Origin of the sequence: Ruegeria lacuscaerulensis (genome assembly GCF_013034745.1) — a bacterium.
GTDB classification, from domain to species: domain Bacteria; phylum Pseudomonadota; class Alphaproteobacteria; order Rhodobacterales; family Rhodobacteraceae; genus Ruegeria; species Ruegeria lacuscaerulensis_B.
Map to the genome: position 1 here is coordinate 248,103 of NZ_WQGP01000002.1, position 19,065 is coordinate 267,167.

Below are 19,065 nucleotides of genomic sequence, written 5' to 3' on the forward strand. Positions count from 1 at the left end.
GAGTTTCCAATGCCCGACGTTACAGACATCGCCCCTGATTTCACTTTGCCTCGCGACGGCGGTGGCGAGGTCACGTTGTCAGACCTGCGCGGCGGTGCCGTCGTTTTGTTCTTTTACCCCCGCGATGATACGCCGGGCTGCACCAAGGAATCCATCGGTTTCTCGGAACAACTTCAGGCCTTTGCGGATGCGGGCGCTCACGTTTTCGGCATTTCGCGCGACAGCGTGGCCAAGCACGACAAATTCGTCGCCAAACACAGCTTGACCACGCCACTTTTGTCCGACGAAAGCTCGACCGTATGTGAGGATTATGGCGTGTGGGTTGAAAAGAACATGTATGGGCGCAAGTCGATGGGGATCGAACGATCCACTTTTTTGATCGACGCCGAGGGCAAGGTCGCCAAGGTCTGGCGCAAGGTCAAAGTACCCGGCCATGTGGATGAGGTGCTTGAGGCCGCCCGCGACCTCTGACCCCTTTTCTTGCGGTCGCCATCCGGTCTATGACGCAGTCCGATCAAGCGGAGAAAAACGGTGTCTAAAACCCTGACCCAGATGGCGACCGAAGTTCTGACGACCGCGGATGGACACGCAAAAACCGCGCTGTCCAAACGCTATGCCGCCGAATGGTTCGCCGCCCGCGGCGGGGATGCGCCCGCGATTGAAATCGGCACGGCGTCTCCGCCTTTGTCCCCCGCGCGCCCAGATAAGCCCGAGCTTCTGTCCCCGCGCGAGGTGCCCAAGCGCAAACCCGGCACCGAGGCGGGCCGGATCGCATTGTTGCATGCGGTTGCCCATATCGAACTGAACGCAGTGGATCTTCATTGGGACATCATCGCACGTTTCGGGCATGTCCCCATGCCCATCGGATTTTATGACGACTGGGTGAAATGCGCCAAAGAAGAATCGCGCCATTTCGAGATGGTCTGTGATTGTTTGGAACGCATGGGCAGCCACTATGGTGCCCTGCCTGCCCATGCCGGGATGTGGCGCGCCGCTGAAGACACCGCCGAGGACCTGATGGGCCGTCTGGCCGTCGTCCCCATGGTGCTCGAGGCGCGCGGGCTGGATGTCACACCGGGCATGATCGGCATCTTCCGCAAAGCTAAGGATGAGCACGCCATTGCCGCACTCGAGGTGATCTATGCCGAAGAGGTAGGACATGTGGCCTATGGCTCGAAATGGTTCCATTTATATGCCAACCATTTCGTTCCAGAGGAAGCTTCGAGCACCTAAATTCTTGTAAATTATTTAAAATATTCTCATCAGGTCAGGTTCTCTCTTCAAAAGACTTGCTCCATCACTTGGGATTACAGAACAAGTATTTTTCGGATGGAACTTTCGAAATGTGCCCATGTTCAAATATGCAGCGCCTATAAAAATATAATTTTCACAATGCTTTACAAGATTTGACGTTTTGGAAACAAAAATGACCGACAGCACTCAATGCCAATTAGTTAGGTGCTCGTTGCTGACTAGATTTGACTTACAGTCACGGACGGAGACTCAGATGGTCCCAACTACTTCAGGTGTCTTCATTTCTGGACTGCCAACGGCGGTATGTTTTCCGACCACTGGGAGGCGTAATACCCGGCCATTTCAGAGTGACTGGCACCTTGGCACGCGCGCTCTCCAAATAGCTGGCGTGTGCCGAGGTGCCTTGGTCCGTCAGGACCAATCGAAATTCCATTTCAAGAGTTGTCTTTGAGCTGATTTGCCTGCTCTGCGTCAAGCTATAGCTGTCATCGTTCACCTTAAGATTTCTGACATGATTGGTAAGCCTGCTGAGGCCGCTTGGACCCGTGCCTCCTAGTTGGTTTGGCTGTCGAGGTTGTTCCCTTCGATCACTTGCAGTTGCGGGCTCTCCGGTGATTCGCAGCGCTGGTCAAAACTGGCGCCGACAATGCTTAAAAAAGCGTTAGACCGGCAAAAAAATTTTAGGGGCTCATCGCCAAGAATAGACATTCGTAGGGCACTATCGCCTTTCTACTCTTATTTTATCCTTGGAACCAAGAACAGCCCTCTCATCTATCCATTAAGGAGCAAGAATAGTATAAGCGTCTGTTCTTGCTAAATATTTTAGACACCACCAAGCGCGAGAAAGTTGAAGATTGGCCCCCATTCGAGTATCGTTTGGAGACCATCCACTGCCTCGGAGAAACCCTTGAAGCCCATTTCAACAATAGGCCGACAACCTGTGAAAAAGACTCAAACTCGAGCTGGCGAAACCCGGTTTTCGATTTACCGTGAAGATGGCAGCATCGCTCTGTGGCCTTGGGCTTGGGTTGTCAGCGAGACACGTCAGCGGAACTACACCCCTGATACTATTTCCACTCGACTGTCTCACATCACCATTCTCGAACTTTGGGCAATTCACCGAGGTATCGACCTTTACACCATCATGCTAGATGGAGAATGCCTGAGCTTAGAGCAAGTCGCAGACTTAAACTACTTCCTGAATTTTCAAATCCAGGATTTGCGTAAGCTGGCGTGGGTTTTGCCCATGAATGAGCAAAAGTTTCTTACCAGGTGTCTGGAAGAGCGAAGCGTTCAAGCTGGCACAATAATCCAACGGCAGATTGGTATTGAAGAATACCTCCATTGGCTCGGCGAATATGGCAATCGCTTGCTTCGAAAAAAGCCAAGTCCAGGATCCGGACGGAAACTGTGCCGTCGCAAACAACTCTTGGAACCAGCGATCAAGCTAAGTGACGGCGGCTACCACACAGCGCCGGGGAGTTATGCGCATTACTTTCGAAAGGTTCGCAAAGGTATGCCACAAAGCCGCATCAAGGCATACGATCATGAGGAAGCTGCTGACCGCTTTTACCTATGGTTAGCGATATGCAATCCGTATGATGTTTGGCCTAAGAACCGAATTCGAGCACTACGAAACTACCTAATTTTATTGATGTTTGCCGAACTTGGTTTGCGCGCTGGCGAGTTGGGTCAAATGAAGACCGAAGATTATAAGAGCGAAGATGATTTGATCGAGGTCGTTCGCCGCCACAACGACCCAGAAGACCCTAGGAAACGTCAGCCAAACGCAAAGACCTTCGACCGAAAAATCAGTTTGACAGCGTCGCCGTTGCTGATCGAGACCCTCGATGAATGGATGGATGCGAGGGACGACATCGATTTTCAAAGCGGCCGAAACTCAAATTCCTTCATGTTTGTCAACTTGGCTCGTGATCCCGCTGAGTATGGCAAGCCCATGTCCAAGACCGCAATTGACGATGTGTTCAGAGACGCCTCCAAAGCAGCTGGAGTTCGAAAACTGACGCCGCACCCTATGCGACACAAGAAGGCTCGAGAAATGGCCAAGCATCTAAACGAACGTGGAACCAGCGGCGAAGAAGCTCGAAGGGTCTTCACCTATCACTTTGGATGGTCGCAAAAATCTCACATGATCTCTCGCTATCTCGGAGGAGAGTCCGACATTGGCGCGGCTAAAAGTATCCGAACGATCTGGGCGGAACAGGAAGCTCGAGCCGCTGCCAAAGACACGGAATCCCTCAACATAATTGGCTCAGAAACAAGTGAGTACATTAGCCTGCTCGTTCACCGCGAAAAGTTGGCCGAAGAAGCCGCGACCAAGAAGAAAGAAAAGAAATGAACAAGCACAAACCGTGCTCTCACGGCATTCCAGCACTGCGCCCAACCAATATCCGCCGAGCTGCCAATGGTGAAACTTTCGATATTACTTCCGATTACTGGGAGGTAAGTGCAACAGGGAGCATCGCTAAATTCAATTTTGAGTGGTGTACTGAGGTTTTGTCGCCGTTGATGAAAAACGCGCTCAAGGAGGTAGTAGCTTACCGGCTTGAGTCCAATCTTGCATCGACGATTAGTGGAGAGTTAACAGCCTTCAAACGGCCGTGCCTCTGGATTCAAGCGCAAGCAAACAGTCCAGTTGCCAATATCAGTTTAGAAGATGTGTTGGCGTATCGTTTGGACGGCGGAACTAAAAACGATTATTCGATGAGGAACCTTGTTGCCACGTGGCTCGATCTTGGGTTCACAGCCATAAAAAAGGAAGCGGCTGATTTTATTAATAAAATCCCTCCGCAGAGTAATGAGAAAACTCACATTCTAACTCTTGATCCGGTATCCGGACCATATCTGGATGGCGAAATCGCAATTGTGGATCGCGAACTGCAAGTCGCGTACGAAACGGGTGAAATCAACAATGCTCAGTATGTGTTGGTTCAGATGTTTCGACTTTATGGGCAGCGATCAAGCATGGTGGCGAACCTGAAACTCAGGGACGTTAAGACCCCGAAACACCATGGAGAGGAAACCTCGGTTAGATTTGAAATCCTGAAACAGAAAGGGAGCCAAGCCCAAAGGTTTGGCCCAAAGCGCCCTGCACCGATGCTGTTTACGCACGCATTAGAAGCTTATTTGGACGAATTGACAGGGGAAACTGCTGCTTCTGAGTGGGATGAAGATCAACCGTTATTTAGGGCAAAGACTGATGTCTTTTTGACCAGGAGACATGCAAACGACATACGACGGTCCACGAAGGTTAAAGGTCAAATTGCGGTGGGGTACAAAGCCCACATGACAGCCGAAAGAGCTAGAGCACGGTATCAAACTATCCTAGCCAGTTTGCGCATTATAAGCCCTCGCACGGGCGAGCCAATGGTGTTTAACCAGTTGAGGGAAAGGCACACAATCGCGACAATTATGGCGATGCGAGGATGTACGGCGGAAGAAATCGCGGCATGGCTACATCATACAAGCCCTGGAAGCTGCGAAGCCTACATCGAACTAGCCTCGCGGCATCATCAGCTCATGAGTAGTCTCCTTGACGGTAAGATGGTGCACGTCGCCGGTAGGTTCTTGGGCCAAGTGATCGAAGATAACCCTGATGACTTCGAGGTCGGTTCGGTTATCACAGCGACCGAAGCTGACGGCGCTCCTGATCTGGGTACATGCGCTTCTGGAGGTTGCAGCGCGTTGGATAGCCTCGCGGCGCCATATGCATGCTTTCTCTGCCGCCATTTCAATCTCTCAATTGAATCCGAGCTTGACCCGTTACTGCGCCTTCTAGCTGGCAGAAAGGCAGAAGCTAAAATGCATGGCGATGACGAATATTCTCGAGAACTTAATCGGCACATTGCTGCGATCTTCGCTGCTAAAAAATCGCAGCATCAGGCGCGCAAAGAAAGGGAGAGCACCGCATGACTTTTCATTTCAAGTCGAAACAACAGATTTCAGTTGAAGAATACATCGCAAAGGCCAAGAAACTGTCGATCCTTGACCCCCGTGTCGAGGGACATGTCGTTTGGGACAGTGCCACTTGGGACATCACTGCTTTTGTAAAACGGACAAGGAATTCCAAAAGAGAAACGATTGGTTTCCATCATGCGGATCGATTGCGGTCCCGCGCGAATGATCCCGAGTTCGCAATGAACTTGCCATTTGGTGACTTTGCAAAGGCATACTTCGCCTTTCAACTCAATGAAAACGCCACAAAAACAGGAAAATTTAGAAAATCCAATGTCTTTGGCCACAAAGTGAAGTTCTGCCGCATCTTAGACCGCGTTCTCGAAAGCCGAGGACTTCCCGGCCGCCTAGACCTTATAGCAAAGTCAGACCTGAACAAAGTCGTCGAGATAGCGAGTAAATCGCATAAGCGTAAGGCTGCGGAGACCATGCGATCTATTGCGAGAGTGTTGGAGGACGCGGGCATCGCGCATGACTTAAAGAGCTGGTGGCATCCAGAACTCCAGGACAAACGCTTTCGGAGCAGAGTGAATGAGGACTTTCTCCGAAAAAACTTGACCGAGGAGGAAGTGTCATGCTTGGGAGAAGCCTTTCACCGGGCAAAAACGCCGCGAGATCAAGTCGCTATGGGCATTGTCGCACTTTTGATGTGTGCCCCCTCTCGAAAAGAGGAAGTCTTCATTCTACCAGCCAAGGTTCAGGCTTTGGATAACCCGGGCGAAGGTTACGTCAACCCAGATGTGCCCTTCAACGAAGATTGTCGTTTCAAGGCTGGCCTCAGGTGGTGGCCAGTAAAAGGCGGCAAGCCTATGATAAAGTTTGTTCCGAAAGAAATGGTTCCGGTTGCTAAGTTGGCACTCGAAAGGATTTGTGAACATACTGAGAAAGCGCGCAAGTTAGCAAAGTGGATGATGGAGAACCATGGTAGGGTTTTTGTACCTGAGAATCTTCAACATGTTCGGGCCACCGGCGAAATCACACGTTCAGAGCTAGAAGAATTTCTTGGTGTCGATGGAAATTTTTGGCTTCAGTCCAGGCGCATCCTAGCAGCCAAGTATAGGACCGGCGAAAACGGAAAACCCATAGCTGTGTACGACTTCGCTCAGGTTGAAGAGAAGTGTTTGGCCGAAGCACCCGACGGTTTGCCAGTACTCAGCGAATTGTCTTCTGTAGAATACTCCGAGGCGCTGTGCGTCTGTTTGAAAAACCAATTTGCTTACAATGCTGAAGCACGGCCTTACATGATAGAAGCGTTAAGTAGTGATGTGGTCGACCTCGTCCTATCAGGCAGGCCAGAAAGATCTAAAAAGAGTGGCCAAACTCAACCTGCGGTTCCCTCCATTTTCGAGCGTTTCGATATCCGGTTAAAGAACGGTAAGTACCCCAAAATCACTACACACCAAATGCGCCATTACCTAAACACAATGGCTCAACGCGCCAACGTTCCCCAATCGCACATAGCCTACTGGAGTGGGCGTGCGAATGTAATGCAAAACCGAAATTACGACCACACAGACAAACTTTATCAAGTCGAACAAATAAAGCGCGGTGGCAAGGATGAGAACCTACCGGCAATCAGGGTCGTGGACGACTCGGATGTCGAAAATGCGGCCTACGAAACTGCAAACCTGAAGATGCATCTTCTTTCGACGTTATTCGGATATTGCAATCGTCGCTTCAATCAAGAGCCGTGCGACCGAGCTGGTGCCTGTAGAACATGCACTAGGCTGGTATGCCTAGGCGGTTCCAAAAGAGCCGCTGATCAGCTCCTTAGAGATGCGGAAAGAGATCAGAAATCTCTTGAGACCCTGCGTGCTCGCCAGGCTAAAGGAATGCGGGTCAATGAAAAAACCATAGAAGCTATCGAACATAGTCACGCTCGTAGCCAGGCTCTCGCTGAGGCCGTTATGGATCCGGCAAACGAAGGGACTCTGATCCGCAATACCGACCTCGGCCCATTGATCGAGTTCAGCCACGCTGAACGGATCATCGACAAAAAGCTGGCAGAGCTTGAAACCTCTCGAACCACGAGGAATTTGACGTGAAGCTTACGGCCGAAAAAGTGGATAAAATTTTGGTCCTGATTAGTCAAATGAGGGGCGAAATCACCCAATCCAAAATACATGTCAAAGTTGAATCCAAAGTTGTCAATATCTCACTTAAGCAGTTGTTCAAACACCCTCTCATCCATGCGGCCTACCTAGACAAAGCGGCAGCCTTCTCGCGCAAAAAAGAGACAGATAAAGGTAAGAAGACCCGAAAGGCACCAAAAAACGCCGCTGCAATAATGGAAGAACAGCAGAAAAAGATCGCTCGACTCGAAGAGAAATTAGACGTGATCTTGTCAAACGCGGTGGCACAAGGGGTTGATCCTCGCTTGATGAAGCAACCGCTTAACGTCTCTAGACTTGGGAATACCTACCCAGAGGGACGCAGAAAATGAGTCGCAGCATGGCCGATGCTGCGCGATGCCCCAAAGACTGCAATGCGCAGAATGCTGACTTTGCAAATTTACGAGAACGGCTCAAATGAAATTGCCTTTAACCAAGCAGCAACAAGTTGGGGGTGTCGTCTGGCAAACTTACCGTTCGCAATATCCCAACAGAATCTCTGAGCGGAACCCGAAATTGCTTTAAGGTTGCGTAAACAACGTTGGTTCCTCACTTTGAGAAAACGTAATCCATAGCAAGATTGAAAGAGAATTAAATGAAACGCCTGTTTCCATCTCTGCCGGAGAACGCGACACTTGGAAGTGTCTATCAAGCCTTTCCAGACAAGCTTTCTCCGCTGTGCGCGTACGAAAGTCTTGTGATGAGGGGCGAGAGCGATCTCTCGGTTGCTGAACGTGAACTAATCGCAGCTTATGTCTCTGGCTTGAATGCTTGTGCGTATTGCCATGGGGCGCACATCGTTTTCGCCAAAGCCTACGGTATTGAAGTCGAGACAATCGAGGCACTGATGGAAAACCGCGATACGGCTCCCGTCGAGGATCGTCTCAAACCGTTGCTGGCATACATCGAAAAGCTTACTGTCTCTCCATCCCGAATGACGGAAGCAGACGCCAAAGCGGTCTATGCGGCAGGCTGGTCGGAGAGTGCGTTGTTCGATGCTATCCAGGTCTGTGGTGTCTTTAATCTCGTGAACCGTTTCATAGAAGGAACCGGTGTTCAAAGCCCTGGCAACGACCCAAGACAAGCAGACGAAGCCACTTTGGATCGATACCGCAGCGACACTTTCTATACCGATTTTGGACGAGAGAACGGCCTCGACATCCCCTGAATTGATGTTGTTCTTACGTTCGAACGACGACAAAAAGCTGGTCCGATAAAACGGCAGATGCGTCCTTCGCTCTCGAGGTTATATCATTCGTCGGATCAAGTCGGCGCATTCATTTGATGTTGGTGGATCCATGCTCAAGACTCAACGATCCATCCTGCTTTTCGTAGATAACCCATTTTCTGATAAGGTTTGGAGACCTGTGGGCTTTGTAAGGGTGGAGAGTTGCTTAAGTTTGACGCTGAAACAACGAGATTACTAGAAACCGCCTATCAGGGAGCTGAATTGACGCGGCGACGACAAGCGTCATTTGATGCGCTGCGCCCTGCTCCCGGTGAAACTATTTTGGACATCGGTTGTGGCAACGGGATGTTAACAGCGGAGTTGGCCCGCGCAGTTGGCTCGGATGGCTATGTCATCGGGATCGATCCAAGCGAGGATATGACAGCAGCCGCAAGAGAACGATGCCGTGACTATGCAAACGTGGAGTTTCGTGCTGGTGCCGCGAATAGCTTGCCCATTGAGGATGAGAGTGTTGACAAGGCCGTCTCGGTACAGGTCTTTGAGTACATCGAAGACGTAGACGGTGCGTTGGCTGACACACTGCGGTGCGTCAAACCCGGCGGGCGGCTTGTAATCAGCGATCTGCACTTTGGCAGCTTGATTTGGTTCAGCGATGAGCCTAGCAGAATGCAAAAGATGCTGACGTCCTGGAACCAGCATTTTGTGAGTGGTTCCGTCCCAGAAAGACTGCCCGCGCTGATAAAGGCTCGCGGCAACCATGTGGAAGATGTCTTGTCGTTCACAATGACAGATCACCAGTTGAAGCCTGATGGCCTCGCAATCATGATGATGCACCTCATGAAGCAATACGCTGTCGCAAATGACCATGTTGATCCCGCAGTTGCGCAATCGTGGTTTGATGAGCAGCTCAGCCTTGCAAGGACTGGACGCTTCTTCTTTTCGATGACCCAATTTATCGTCGTGGTGCGCAAAAAGGGGTGATTGAGCGAAGTAAATCGGCCTAGGTTCTCTCGCGGGCTTCATGAAAGTCGCTATTCAAGAGACCCCCATTGGTGTCACAGTCGCCCCAACAGGTGCTGCGAGTCTTTTGTCCATACTTAATTGTCGTCAGAACCTGCCTGGATACAGATTCATCATGTTCTGTACGTCAAGCTCACTCGAAAACGCATCGGGATTACTCCAGATCACGTCATTAATATAGTCGCGTTCCGCGTGAAGATCGTTGGCTGTAGGCCTCGGCTTCCGGGTTTCGGGAAAGGCTCTTTCGGTCCAACTGAATAGTCCACCAAATACGGTCCAGATGCTGGGTGACATTGTATGAGAAGCCATCTCGTGGTCCTTTCCGAGTTACTTGCGCTGTCGCAACAACGGTAACTGTTCACTCGTTTTTCTGGTATCCGGCACAAAATTGTGCTGTTCTACAAAAATGAAGAGCGGGTTCCGAAATTGGTCGGATATTCGTGTGTTCCTCTCTGTCTTCAGAGAAGGGTCGACGCTTGCGGCCTCCAGAAAGCTAAAGGTCTCCCAACCGACGGTTGCACGACGCATTGATGTTCTCGAAAGAGAAACAGGCTTGACGCTTTTTGAGCGCGGTACGCACGGGTTCAAACCGACCCCAGAAGCCCTTCGCCTCGTTCCCCTCGCCGAAGCAATCGAGACTTCAGTCCTTGAATTTGCCGATTGCGCGAAAGAAATGACGTCGACACAACCCATCCGTATCACCGCTTACTCAGCAAACTTCTCTGCACGCATGATTGAAATCGTAAACGAGTTTTCGGCCGACAATCAGGATGTCGCATTCGAGTTTTTGTCCAGCGTTCGGGCGCTGGACCTGATGGCGGGCGAGGCCGACATTGCTTTGCGCCTTGCAAGAACCGATCCCGATCCTGACCTGATCTGCCGGAAGATCAGCACGGCCCGCTGGTCTTTGTTCGGCAGCAGAAATTACGCGGACAAATTTGGCTTACCGGGGTCAACTAATGATCTGGCCGGGCATCAGTTTGTTACCTTTCAGCGGGACGATGTACCAAATGTATTCCACGAATGGTTGACCAATCACGTGGAGCCGGACCAGATCGTCATGTCTTTCACTGAACTGGAGCTAATGCATGCGGCGATCAGGTCAGGGCAAGGTCTTGGGATCAGCAATGTCAAGCTGGTTGAAACAGACATGTCTTTTATCCGATGTTTCGACGAAATCCCTGAACTTGCGGTGCCGCACCTAATGCTCATTTCGCCGGAAGCCTATCGTCGGCCAGAGGTTAGAGCCTTCGTTAAGTTCTTCGCACCTCGCTATGCGGCAATCTACAAGTAGTTATTTAGGCAAAAAGGATTGAGAACACGCGAACAAGCTAGTTTGCATGTGCGCCAAGACCGCAATTGCGAATAGAAGCCTTATGCGACGAGCCCCAGGATACTCTTGGAGAAGACAATGGGAGGTCAAATTGATCGGCGCGCCCAAGTCGCTGCAAACTGCCTTAACTCCGATATGCCATCACGTGGTGCATGATCAGATTAAGAACTTCAACATCGTTCTGGTTAAATGTCTGGTATCGGAATTTGACCGTTCCCCGGTCGGGCTTCGAACGTGATGGTGTAATTGCCTCAACCGTGACGCGCACGCTGATCGTGTCACCGGAATACACAGGAGCCAGCCACCGCACCTCGTCCATACCATGTCCACCCAGATTGGTGCCGGTAAGTACACCAGTGTCGCGGAACAACCTGAAAGTAAGCGCTATTGTCTGAAATCCACTGGCTATGAGACCGCCGAAAATCGACTCTGCGGCAGCCACTTTGTTAACGTGGAAGGGCTGCGGGTCATGAACCAGTGCGAAGTCAATAATCGCTCCCTCGGTCAGCGTAACGCCTCCGGTTTCGAAGGTTTCGCCAACCGACAAATCGTCGATGTATTTTCCACTAGCCATGGCAAAAGTATAGTTTGATGCAGACTCAACCGTCAACGCGGAGCCAGGCTCGGCCGCCACTAATGCCGCATTGTCTTTCGACCATGGCAAAGATCGTAATGGAGAACTAAGTCAGTGGTCGTTGACCTATGCCGCGGCGACAAATAGGTGCGCTTCTTGCGGTACGTGCAATACGCCTTCTTTGTCATATCTAGACAAGGCGTCTGCAACCTCTTCCACGACCTTGTTGGTGACGTCAGCACCTGCATCCCTAAGATCGGTTTCGATTGGCAGCGCCATGATTTGCGCGCGAAGATCAATAAATCTTCGCTCAAGTACCAATGGCTCGTGACGAGCTATCTTGAAGCCTGCATCGACCAACAAGTTCGAAATAAGGTCCCCATCTCGAAACGAAAAAGGCGCTCTGGCTTTTACTGCGGCATCTGTTCCAACATGCCGTTCGAGAGCTTTTGCAAGCGCTCCATTGAAGGGCGACACTGCGCGCCAACATGTCAAAAATAGCTGACCGTCATTGCGTAAGATCCTATGAACTTCCTGCAAAGCGGCGGATTTGTCGGGGAAGAACTGAAGCCCCTGTTGTATGAAGGCATAGTCAAACGTAGCATTTTCGAAAGGTAACTCGGTTACATCTGCTGCATACCACTCGAGCACATGACGACAATCTGGCTGATTGGACTGCGCGACCTCAATCATGGTTTCGTTCAGATCTACGCCAACCACCCGCCCTTCGCCCGTCAGTTTCCTTGCAATCTCTCGCGTCAAAGCCCCGGTGCCGCATGCAATGTCGATGACACAAGTCCCGCTTCGAAGCTGAACCTTCTCCATGGTTGCTTCAGCCAATGGGCCGAACATCGCAGGCACACTATGGTTGTTGTACTTCTGCGCAGCTTCTTTGGTCAGCCGAAAATTGTCCGTCATCAAAAAATCCTCCTAGCAACGCGTCAAAAACGGACCACCCTCAGTGACCCGAAATCGTAGTCTCACGATGTTTCAACCGGCAGGCTCTCATCGGCGCTCCACTCAGCCCATGAACCATCATACAGGCGGGACTTTTCAAACCCCATTTGGCGCAGCGCAAGGAGCCCACAAGAAGCAGCTATGCCACGGCCGCAATAGGCGATGACCTCATCGTCAGTTTGAATTCCCTTGTCCTGATAGTGCTTGAGGAGCTTGGAATGATCCGCCAACTTGAATGACCCACGTTCCTTTAGTTTAGCTGCACGTTCGGATATGGGTGTGTGTGCCAAGTCCGGATCGATGTTCGATATCGCCGGTATGTTGACCGCACTGGGGATATGTCCCGAGCGACCTCCCCATGTGTGAACTCCGTCGCCTCGGAAGAGGTCGTTTGGTAGAAAGTCCACAATTCTGACCTCGGGCTTACCCATCGCATCCAAGACATCAGCTTTGCAGGCAATCCAATTGCTCTGCACTGTTGGTTCAAAGTCACCATGCTCAACGGTTGGATCGCCAGTTTCAGTGGGTCGACCTTCGAGTTTCCATTGCTGCAAGCCGCCGTCCAAGACCTGCACGTTTTTATGGCCATAGTGCGAAAGTGCCCACCAAAGACGCGCAGACGCCAACGGAAGCCCGGAGTCATCGTAGACCAAGACATGACTGTCGTTGGAAACACCCAACTCGCGCATCCTTTTCCCAAAATCCTCTGGCCCGAGCATCATGTCGGGAGTGTTCTGAGTGCTGTCTGCAAGCTCTGTCGACATGCCAACATACACGGCGCCAGGAATGTGCTCGGCTTGGAACTCGCTCCTATCGTCATAGGCCACGCCCTTGCCGTTTTCCTCCCTAAACTTCCAGCGCACATCAATGATGCGTAGTTTCGGGTTAGTCAGGTTATCTGCCAACCAAGCCGTATCAATGAGCGGGCGAGTTTGGGTTGTCATACCTAAGTTCTCCTCTAACCGGACGCGGGTCGAGCCGTATGGAATAATCCCCAAAATTGCTTTCGGAGTCCAATTTTGGAAAATCGGGATTTGATATAGCAAATATGGTTTAAACGGCATGTTGATGATTTAATGAGACTTCTGAAAGAAACGGATGCTGAAATCATGGCGCCTCGGAACGTCGATTTCCTTTGACTCGTTTATGGGTAGGCATGCTCATATAGCTCACTGACGGACAGGTTTGGTACAGATAGTGGAAGGTTTGGATGCTTGAAGATCGGTACGGAAGCCCGCTAACGACCACATCACAAACTGCGCGAGACGCCTACGTTGAAGGCATCGACCGATTTCTGGGTGCTTTTGATGATGTTGAAGAAGCTTACCGTTCTGCAATGCAGGCAGATGATAGCTTTGCCATGCCCCATGTTGGGCTTGCGCGCTACCTTGTTACTGTCGGGCGTGCACAAGATGCAAAGCGTGAAATAGCCGTCGCAAAGGAACTGTCGCATGGCGTCAGCCCGCGCGAAGCCGCCCAGATCGACATTATCAGCGATCTCATTGAGGGGCGTGCACCGCAGGCCTACAGGCGCATCCGAGATCACGTCACAGACCATCCGCGAGATATTTTGCTTGCTCAGACATGTACCAGCGTATTTGGCTTAATAGGGTTTTCAGGTCAGGCTGGACGCGAGGCGGAGCAGCTTGCGTACACAACCCTGTTGAAGCCACACTATGGCGACGACTGGTGGTTTCTCTGCCAGCATGCATTTGCCCAGATGGAGGCCGGACAGATCGGCCCGGCCGCGGAAAACATCGAGCGCGCGCTTGAGTTGAAGCCAGACAGCGCACACAGTGCACATGTCAGGGCCCATCTCTACTATGAGAACGGGGAGACGGACGCTGGCTACGCTTATCTGCGCGAATTCTGGCAAGACTATCCCTTCACAGCGTATCTGCACTGCCATCTCAGCTGGCACGTCGCTCTGTGGGCGCTTGAGAGCGGCGATGTGGCAGGTATGTGGAAGCTGTTCGATGATTATGTTTCCCCCGACCGACCTCCTGCGCCACCACTGAACGTTCTGACTGATAGTGTGGCAATTGTTCACCGCGCCTTTTTGACTGGCGAGCAAATTCCTCAGGAGCGTTGGCAACAACTCAGCGACTATGCTGTTCAGTTCTTTCCTTCACCTGGCTTGGCTTTTGCGGATGTTCACGCTGCTCTTGCGCATGCGATGGCTGGAAACAGAGAGCGTCTGGAAACAACCATTGACGGCGCAAAGGGACCCGCGGGCCCCACCGTTGCTTCGGTCGCAGGCGCATTCCGTGCGTTGGCGGATGGAAATGCGGATGAAGCGATTGAGAAATTCGTCAGGGTCATGTCTGAGCACGAACGCCTTGGTGGTAGCCGGGCGCAACGCGACATTATTGAGTTTTCATTGGCCCATGCTCTGGCAATTTCAGGACAATCGAATGAAGCTCGACGCATTCTCAACATGCATCGACCGCATACCTCTCACGACCATGCAGTTGCCACGCTAGAAGGATAGGGTGCCCGCATTTTTGACGCCCGCAATGAGCGCAAATTACACGTTTTCAACGCCACTTAGAACGGAGGCTGTCGCACGACGTTACCAAGCCCCAAAAGTGATAGTTGGCGGAAAAGACCAATCTGACTGCTAACATCAGCTTTCTCAAAAGCCCGTCTTAGGATTGTGCGAGCGGTGTTTGTGGTCTTGTCGGTGGGCTACTGTGGAGGGATTGGACGGCGCGTCACTCACGCGGCCAACAAGCTGATCAGTCGCCCAGAAGAGTGCTTCGATCTAATGGAACTCAAATAAGACGGGTCTATGCCTTGGATCGGCTTTGATGTCGCTAGTATCGAGAAACAACCCATTGTGGTAATCTCCTACCTTTAATTTGGGGGTTATTGTGATGGAATACTATGATCTCGGTAGCTACAGCCGAAAGATCACAACCTCGTCGGACGAAGCCCAGCTTTGGTTTGATCGTGGTTTGGCTTGGACTTACGCGTACAACCACGAAGAAGCGATTGTTTGCTTTCAGAATGCCGTGGCTGCGGATCCAAATTGCGCAATGGCGCACTGGGGCATCGCGTATTGTATTGGGCCGAACTACAACAAGCCCTGGGAAACATTCGAAGAAGACGAGAAGCCTGACTGTATCGCCTTGGCGAAAGCGTCAATCCAGGCTGCTGCGTCGTTAAAGGACCGGCTGACGCCTGTTGAACGCGCGCTAATCGATGCCATTCCAGCGCGTTATCCATCCTCATCGGATATTGAGGATTTCAGCCCGTGGAATGATGCCTTCGCTGATGCGATGCGAAAGGTTCACTCCGAATTCGATCAGGACCTGGACGTGTCTGCGATTCTGGCCGAGTCGCTCATGAACCGGACACCTTGGCAGCTTTGGGATTTGCCGACCGGAAAGCCCGCCGAAGGGGCCGATACGCTCGAGGCAATATCCGTGCTCGAAAATGCGTTCGATACACTTTACGGAGCATGGGAGCACGCAGGACTATTGCACATGTACATTCACCTGATGGAAATGTCGCCCCATCCCGAACGGGCACTGCGTCACGGCGATGTGCTCAGCACGCTGGTGCCCGAGGCCGGGCATTTGTTGCACATGCCGACCCATATCGACGTGTTGTGCGGAGACTACATGAACGTGGTACTGCGCAATCACAAAGCCATATTGGCAGATCGCAAGTTTCTGAAGCGCGAAGGCCCTGACAATTTCTATTCCGTCTATCGGTGCCACAACTATCACTTTAAAATATACGGTGCGATGTTCTTGGGGCAACCATCGGCAGCAATCGAAGCCGCCGATGAGCTGATCGACACCTTGCCGTCAGACACTCTTCGGCCGATGGCGGACTGGTTTGAAGGCTTCATACCAATGAAGCAACATGTGCTGATCAGGTTTGGTCGCTGGCAGGATATTCTCAATCAGGATCTGCCAGAGGATGAAGAGCTTTACAGCGTGACCATTGCCATGATGCGGTACGCAAGGACGGTTGCCTTGGCCAACCTACACAGGGTCGCCGAAGCCGAGAGTGAAAAAGCCATGTTCTATGATGCTCTGGCCAGAGTTCCTGAGACCCGAATGCTGTTCAACAACACATGCCAGGACATTCTGAAGGTCGCTGAGCAAATGATGCTGGGTGAGCTGGCCTATCACGCAGGAGAGTATGAGACGGCCTTTGACCATCTGCGAAAGTCAGTCGAGATCGACGACAACTTGCCATACGACGAGCCCTGGGGCTGGATGCAACCCACCCGTCATGCGCTGGGTGCTCTTCTTCTTGAACAGGGCCAGATGGAGGAAGCCGAAGCTGTTTACCGTGCAGACCTTGGCCTGGATGCAACGCTTAGTCGGGCCTGTCAGCATCCGGGTAACGTCTGGAGCCTGCATGGCCTGCACGAATGTCTCACCAGGCGCGGTGAAACGGTCGAAGCCGCCCACATCAAGCTACAACTGGACAAGGCCACTGCCCGCGCCGAGGTGCCGATCAAGGCATCGTGTTATTGCAGGCAGAAGGCTTTGGCCGCCGAGTAATCACTGATCAACAGCAATGGCCGGGCTATTTGCGAGGCCCGCTTCTGCCCTAGACCGGGACTCGTTTAACTTCGTTGATGGCAACCGTCTGGGCGACCACAAGACTGCCAAGCATCGCTTGGATGCCGTTTTGCGGTAAATCAACCGCATGGTAGCATTGCGTAAGATTTGCAGTCGGGGGGCAACATGGTCTTAACATTCGCACAAATGGAAGCTCAGGAAATATCCAAAGCAAATCCGATTTCAGCAACTGACGCGCTGGCAGTACTGATCGAAGACCCCAACGCACTTGTGGTGGACGTGAGGGATAGCGCTGAAATGGCGGCCACAGGTATCAGCCCCAGAGCAATTCCGGCTCCTGGTCGCGCCGTCGCTTGGATGGCAGACCTTGAAAGTGAATACAGATCTCAAGAGTTACAGGATCGTGGAAGGCGAATTTTCACCACCTGTGGCGGCGCTCCTAGTTACCGAGGCGCGGCAGCGGCAAATGTATTGACTGCGATGGGTTTTCAAAACGTGCAGTTCATCGATGGAGGGATGGCGGCTCTGATCGCAGCGGGCTCCTCTACAAAGCAGCCTTAAAAAAGGCGAAACCAACGGTGTTGAGCAAACAGAGCAGAGGGGTAAATAGATACGTCTCAGCTTCCAGAGTTGTGTCTCGATACGACTTGCGACTGAGATTTAAGCCAGTTGACGAACACCTTAGCCTCTGGGCGCTGAAATTCTGCTTGAGTCTGGATGTAGTAGACGCCGAAGAGTGGCTCAGAGAACAATTCAATCATCCGACCAGATGAAAGATCTTCCTCAAAAAAAGCTCTGGCAGAATACGTGATTCCGTCACCCCGGCGAACCGCAGTCATGATAAGGTTCCCCGGCATGTGATTTATGGTCAATGGCTCGGCAGGAACAACCCCGTGATAGGTGAACCAGTCAGCCGCCTCGTTGGTGCCTAGTTCCTGCAACCAGGGCAGCTTCGTTAAAGAGGCCGGGTCACGCAGATCTTGGCCTTCCACCAATGAAGGTGCTCCGATCACGACCATGTCGGTGACAAGGACAGTATCCTCTTTTTTTCTTGGCATGCGTCTGTCGTGATACCGAATGGCGACATCTATACCGCCGGGGCGTATCTGAACCAGTTCCGAAGTTGGGTTCAGCATCAAAGTGATCTCTGGGTGTTCACGTTGAAAGTCTGCCATCCTCGGCAATAGCCACTCCACCGCAAATGCTGGTGACATGGTCACTTGAACGGGACGCTTTGCTGTGTGTTCTGCCAGTCGTTCGACACCCCTTCCAATGATTTCAAAGCCGATACCCAGTTCACGTGCAAGCATGATGCCTGGCTCGGTCAGCTCAATGCTGCGCCCACGTTTAGCAACGAGAGCTACACCCAAATACCTTTCCAACGATTTCACCTGCTGGCTGACAGCCGCTTGGGTCACGTTCAAGCGTTCAGCCGCCACGGTGTAACTCCCTGCTTCCGCAACCGCTGAGAAAGCGCGCAAAGCGTTCATCGGGGGAAGGTGCAGCCAATCCATACTATAGTTTTTCTAAAATATCCTCAGACTATTTGCTTCGCATGATATCGGTTTTCTTGACAATATTCACAGTGAAATCTGTTTTTGTGTTGGGGAAAAGGCGAACGCTTCAACGCTGATGTTTACAGAGCCGCACGTCAGGAGAGTTTGATACGATGGAAAAACTTCAAGGTGGATGTTACTGTGGTGCCGTTCGGTTTCAGATAGCGACCCCGCCAGTTTGGTCGGGTCATTGCCATTGCCGTTCGTGCCAAATGGCCCTTGGCGGTGCCTTTGTAACTTGGGCTAAAGTGGCCGCCGAAGACTTTGAAGTGATCAAAGGCGAAATCCAACACATTGAGAAAACTCCGGGCATTCGCCGAGGGTTTTGTCGGGAATGTGGAACGACGTTGACCTATGCCGCCCTAAATGAAGTTGAGGGCCAAGACTGGAGCGCTGACGCTTGGTTTTCTGCTGTGACGTTGGATGACCCATCGATTGCGCAACCCAAGGCCCACGTCTTCGTATCACGTCAGCAGCCATGGATAAAACTCGACGACGGTCTCCCGACGTTTCCTGAGTTTTGATCAACTTTCCCGTCCAGAAAGAGGAGAA

The 19,065-nt window shown here is 51.8% G+C and carries 17 protein-coding genes; 13 read left to right on the forward strand and 4 right to left on the reverse strand.

Annotation, left to right across the window (positions count from 1 at the left end; genetic code table 11):
• Positions 1-9 precede the first annotated feature (9 nt).
• The 9 genes from GOV79_RS04730 to GOV79_RS04770 all read left to right on the forward strand — a co-directional run bounded on the left by GOV79_RS04730 (position 10) and on the right by GOV79_RS04770 (position 10,843).
• A complete protein-coding gene (locus GOV79_RS04730) occupies positions 10-471 on the forward strand; it encodes a peroxiredoxin (protein ID WP_170788781.1) in 462 nt (153 codons plus the stop codon).
• An 81-nt stretch (positions 472-552) separates the two neighbouring features.
• On the forward strand, positions 553-1,233 hold the full coding sequence (locus tag GOV79_RS04735; protein WP_170788994.1) for a ferritin-like domain-containing protein: 681 nt from the start codon (positions 553-555) through the stop codon (positions 1,231-1,233).
• Between the two features lie 928 nt (positions 1,234-2,161).
• A complete protein-coding gene (locus tag GOV79_RS04740) occupies positions 2,162-3,613 on the forward strand; it encodes a tyrosine-type recombinase/integrase (protein ID WP_170788782.1) in 1,452 nt (483 codons plus the stop codon).
• The gene (locus GOV79_RS04745) at positions 3,610-5,187 is read left to right on the forward strand and encodes a site-specific integrase (protein WP_170788783.1); all 1,578 of its coding nucleotides are present in this window, start codon (positions 3,610-3,612) and stop codon (positions 5,185-5,187) included. Before GOV79_RS04740 ends, GOV79_RS04745 begins: the two co-directional genes overlap by 4 nt.
• The gene (locus GOV79_RS04750) at positions 5,184-7,274 is read left to right on the forward strand and encodes a hypothetical protein (RefSeq protein ID WP_170788784.1); all 2,091 of its coding nucleotides are present in this window, start codon (positions 5,184-5,186) and stop codon (positions 7,272-7,274) included. Before GOV79_RS04745 ends, GOV79_RS04750 begins: the two co-directional genes overlap by 4 nt.
• On the forward strand, positions 7,271-7,672 hold the full coding sequence (locus tag GOV79_RS04755) for a hypothetical protein (protein WP_170724860.1): 402 nt from the start codon (positions 7,271-7,273) through the stop codon (positions 7,670-7,672). The genes GOV79_RS04750 and GOV79_RS04755 overlap by 4 nt, the downstream gene beginning before the upstream one ends.
• A 263-nt stretch (positions 7,673-7,935) precedes the next feature.
• Positions 7,936-8,508 carry a carboxymuconolactone decarboxylase family protein gene (locus GOV79_RS04760; protein WP_170724859.1) on the forward strand — a complete coding sequence of 191 codons (573 nt, stop codon included), beginning with the start codon at positions 7,936-7,938 and terminating at the stop codon, positions 8,506-8,508.
• Between the two features lie 222 nt (positions 8,509-8,730).
• Positions 8,731-9,510: a methyltransferase domain-containing protein gene (locus GOV79_RS04765; protein WP_170788785.1), complete on the forward strand. Its 780-nt coding sequence runs from the start codon at positions 8,731-8,733 to the stop codon at positions 9,508-9,510.
• A gap of 445 nt (positions 9,511-9,955) precedes the next feature.
• Entirely contained in the window at positions 9,956-10,843 is an 888-nt protein-coding gene (locus GOV79_RS04770) for a LysR family transcriptional regulator (protein ID WP_170724481.1), read from the forward strand.
• A gap of 163 nt (positions 10,844-11,006) precedes the next feature.
• On the opposite strand, the gene GOV79_RS04775 is transcribed toward GOV79_RS04770, so the two are convergent.
• The 3 genes from GOV79_RS04775 to GOV79_RS04785 form a co-directional block, all read right to left on the reverse strand.
• The gene (locus tag GOV79_RS04775) at positions 11,007-11,516 is read right to left on the reverse strand and encodes a MaoC family dehydratase (RefSeq protein ID WP_214648111.1); all 510 of its coding nucleotides are present in this window, start codon (positions 11,514-11,516) and stop codon (positions 11,007-11,009) included.
• 66 nt (positions 11,517-11,582) lie between these two features.
• Positions 11,583-12,374, reverse strand: a complete 792-nt coding sequence (locus tag GOV79_RS04780; protein WP_170788787.1) for a class I SAM-dependent methyltransferase — start codon at positions 12,372-12,374, stop codon at positions 11,583-11,585.
• Between the two features lie 62 nt (positions 12,375-12,436).
• Positions 12,437-13,357 carry a sulfurtransferase gene (locus GOV79_RS04785; protein WP_170788788.1) on the reverse strand — a complete coding sequence of 307 codons (921 nt, stop codon included), beginning with the start codon at positions 13,355-13,357 and terminating at the stop codon, positions 12,437-12,439.
• A gap of 266 nt (positions 13,358-13,623) precedes the next feature.
• Between GOV79_RS04785 and GOV79_RS04790 the strand changes: the two genes are divergently transcribed.
• The 3 genes from GOV79_RS04790 to GOV79_RS04800 all read left to right on the forward strand — a co-directional run bounded on the left by GOV79_RS04790 (position 13,624) and on the right by GOV79_RS04800 (position 17,518).
• Positions 13,624-14,904: a tetratricopeptide repeat protein gene (locus tag GOV79_RS04790; RefSeq protein WP_170352231.1), complete on the forward strand. Its 1,281-nt coding sequence runs from the start codon at positions 13,624-13,626 to the stop codon at positions 14,902-14,904.
• A 385-nt stretch (positions 14,905-15,289) separates the two neighbouring features.
• Positions 15,290-16,936 carry a tetratricopeptide repeat protein gene (locus GOV79_RS04795; RefSeq protein ID WP_170594472.1) on the forward strand — a complete coding sequence of 549 codons (1,647 nt, stop codon included), beginning with the start codon at positions 15,290-15,292 and terminating at the stop codon, positions 16,934-16,936.
• A 186-nt stretch (positions 16,937-17,122) separates the two neighbouring features.
• Positions 17,123-17,518 (forward strand): rhodanese-like domain-containing protein, encoded by a 396-nt coding sequence (locus tag GOV79_RS04800; RefSeq protein ID WP_170594474.1) that lies wholly within the window; start codon positions 17,123-17,125, stop codon positions 17,516-17,518.
• Positions 17,519-17,574: 56 nt separating this feature from the next.
• Here the strand turns inward: GOV79_RS04800 and GOV79_RS04805 are convergent, their stop codons facing one another.
• Complete coding sequence (locus GOV79_RS04805) at positions 17,575-18,471, reverse strand: LysR family transcriptional regulator (RefSeq protein WP_170724478.1); 897 nt, start codon at positions 18,469-18,471, stop codon at positions 17,575-17,577.
• Positions 18,472-18,626: 155 nt separating this feature from the next.
• Here GOV79_RS04805 and GOV79_RS04810 point away from each other — a divergent pair, with 155 nt between their 5' ends.
• On the forward strand, positions 18,627-19,037 hold the full coding sequence (locus GOV79_RS04810) for a GFA family protein (protein ID WP_170788789.1): 411 nt from the start codon (positions 18,627-18,629) through the stop codon (positions 19,035-19,037).
• The last annotated feature ends 28 nt before the right edge of the window (positions 19,038-19,065 follow it).

What these genes read in the sequence shown, in the direction of transcription:
- GOV79_RS04760 (WP_170724859.1), top strand. Translation starts at nt 7,936, where the DNA reads ATGAAACGCCTGTTTCCATCTCTGCCGGAGAACGCGACACTTGGAAGT.
- GOV79_RS04810 (WP_170788789.1), top strand. Translation starts at nt 18,627, where the DNA reads ATGGAAAAACTTCAAGGTGGATGTTACTGTGGTGCCGTTCGGTTTCAG.
- GOV79_RS04780 (WP_170788787.1), bottom strand. Translation starts at nt 12,374, where the DNA reads ATGACGGACAATTTTCGGCTGACCAAAGAAGCTGCGCAGAAGTACAAC.
- GOV79_RS04805 (WP_170724478.1), bottom strand. Translation starts at nt 18,471, where the DNA reads ATGGATTGGCTGCACCTTCCCCCGATGAACGCTTTGCGCGCTTTCTCA.
- GOV79_RS04800 (WP_170594474.1), top strand. Translation starts at nt 17,123, where the DNA reads ATGGTCTTAACATTCGCACAAATGGAAGCTCAGGAAATATCCAAAGCA.
- GOV79_RS04795 (WP_170594472.1), top strand. Translation starts at nt 15,290, where the DNA reads ATGGAATACTATGATCTCGGTAGCTACAGCCGAAAGATCACAACCTCG.
- GOV79_RS04745 (WP_170788783.1), top strand. Translation starts at nt 3,610, where the DNA reads ATGAACAAGCACAAACCGTGCTCTCACGGCATTCCAGCACTGCGCCCA.
- GOV79_RS04785 (WP_170788788.1), bottom strand. Translation starts at nt 13,357, where the DNA reads ATGACAACCCAAACTCGCCCGCTCATTGATACGGCTTGGTTGGCAGAT.
- GOV79_RS04750 (WP_170788784.1), top strand. Translation starts at nt 5,184, where the DNA reads ATGACTTTTCATTTCAAGTCGAAACAACAGATTTCAGTTGAAGAATAC.
- GOV79_RS04770 (WP_170724481.1), top strand. Translation starts at nt 9,956, where the DNA reads ATGAAGAGCGGGTTCCGAAATTGGTCGGATATTCGTGTGTTCCTCTCT.
- GOV79_RS04730 (WP_170788781.1), top strand. Translation starts at nt 10, where the DNA reads ATGCCCGACGTTACAGACATCGCCCCTGATTTCACTTTGCCTCGCGAC.
- GOV79_RS04790 (WP_170352231.1), top strand. Translation starts at nt 13,624, where the DNA reads ATGCTTGAAGATCGGTACGGAAGCCCGCTAACGACCACATCACAAACT.
- GOV79_RS04735 (WP_170788994.1), top strand. Translation starts at nt 553, where the DNA reads ATGGCGACCGAAGTTCTGACGACCGCGGATGGACACGCAAAAACCGCG.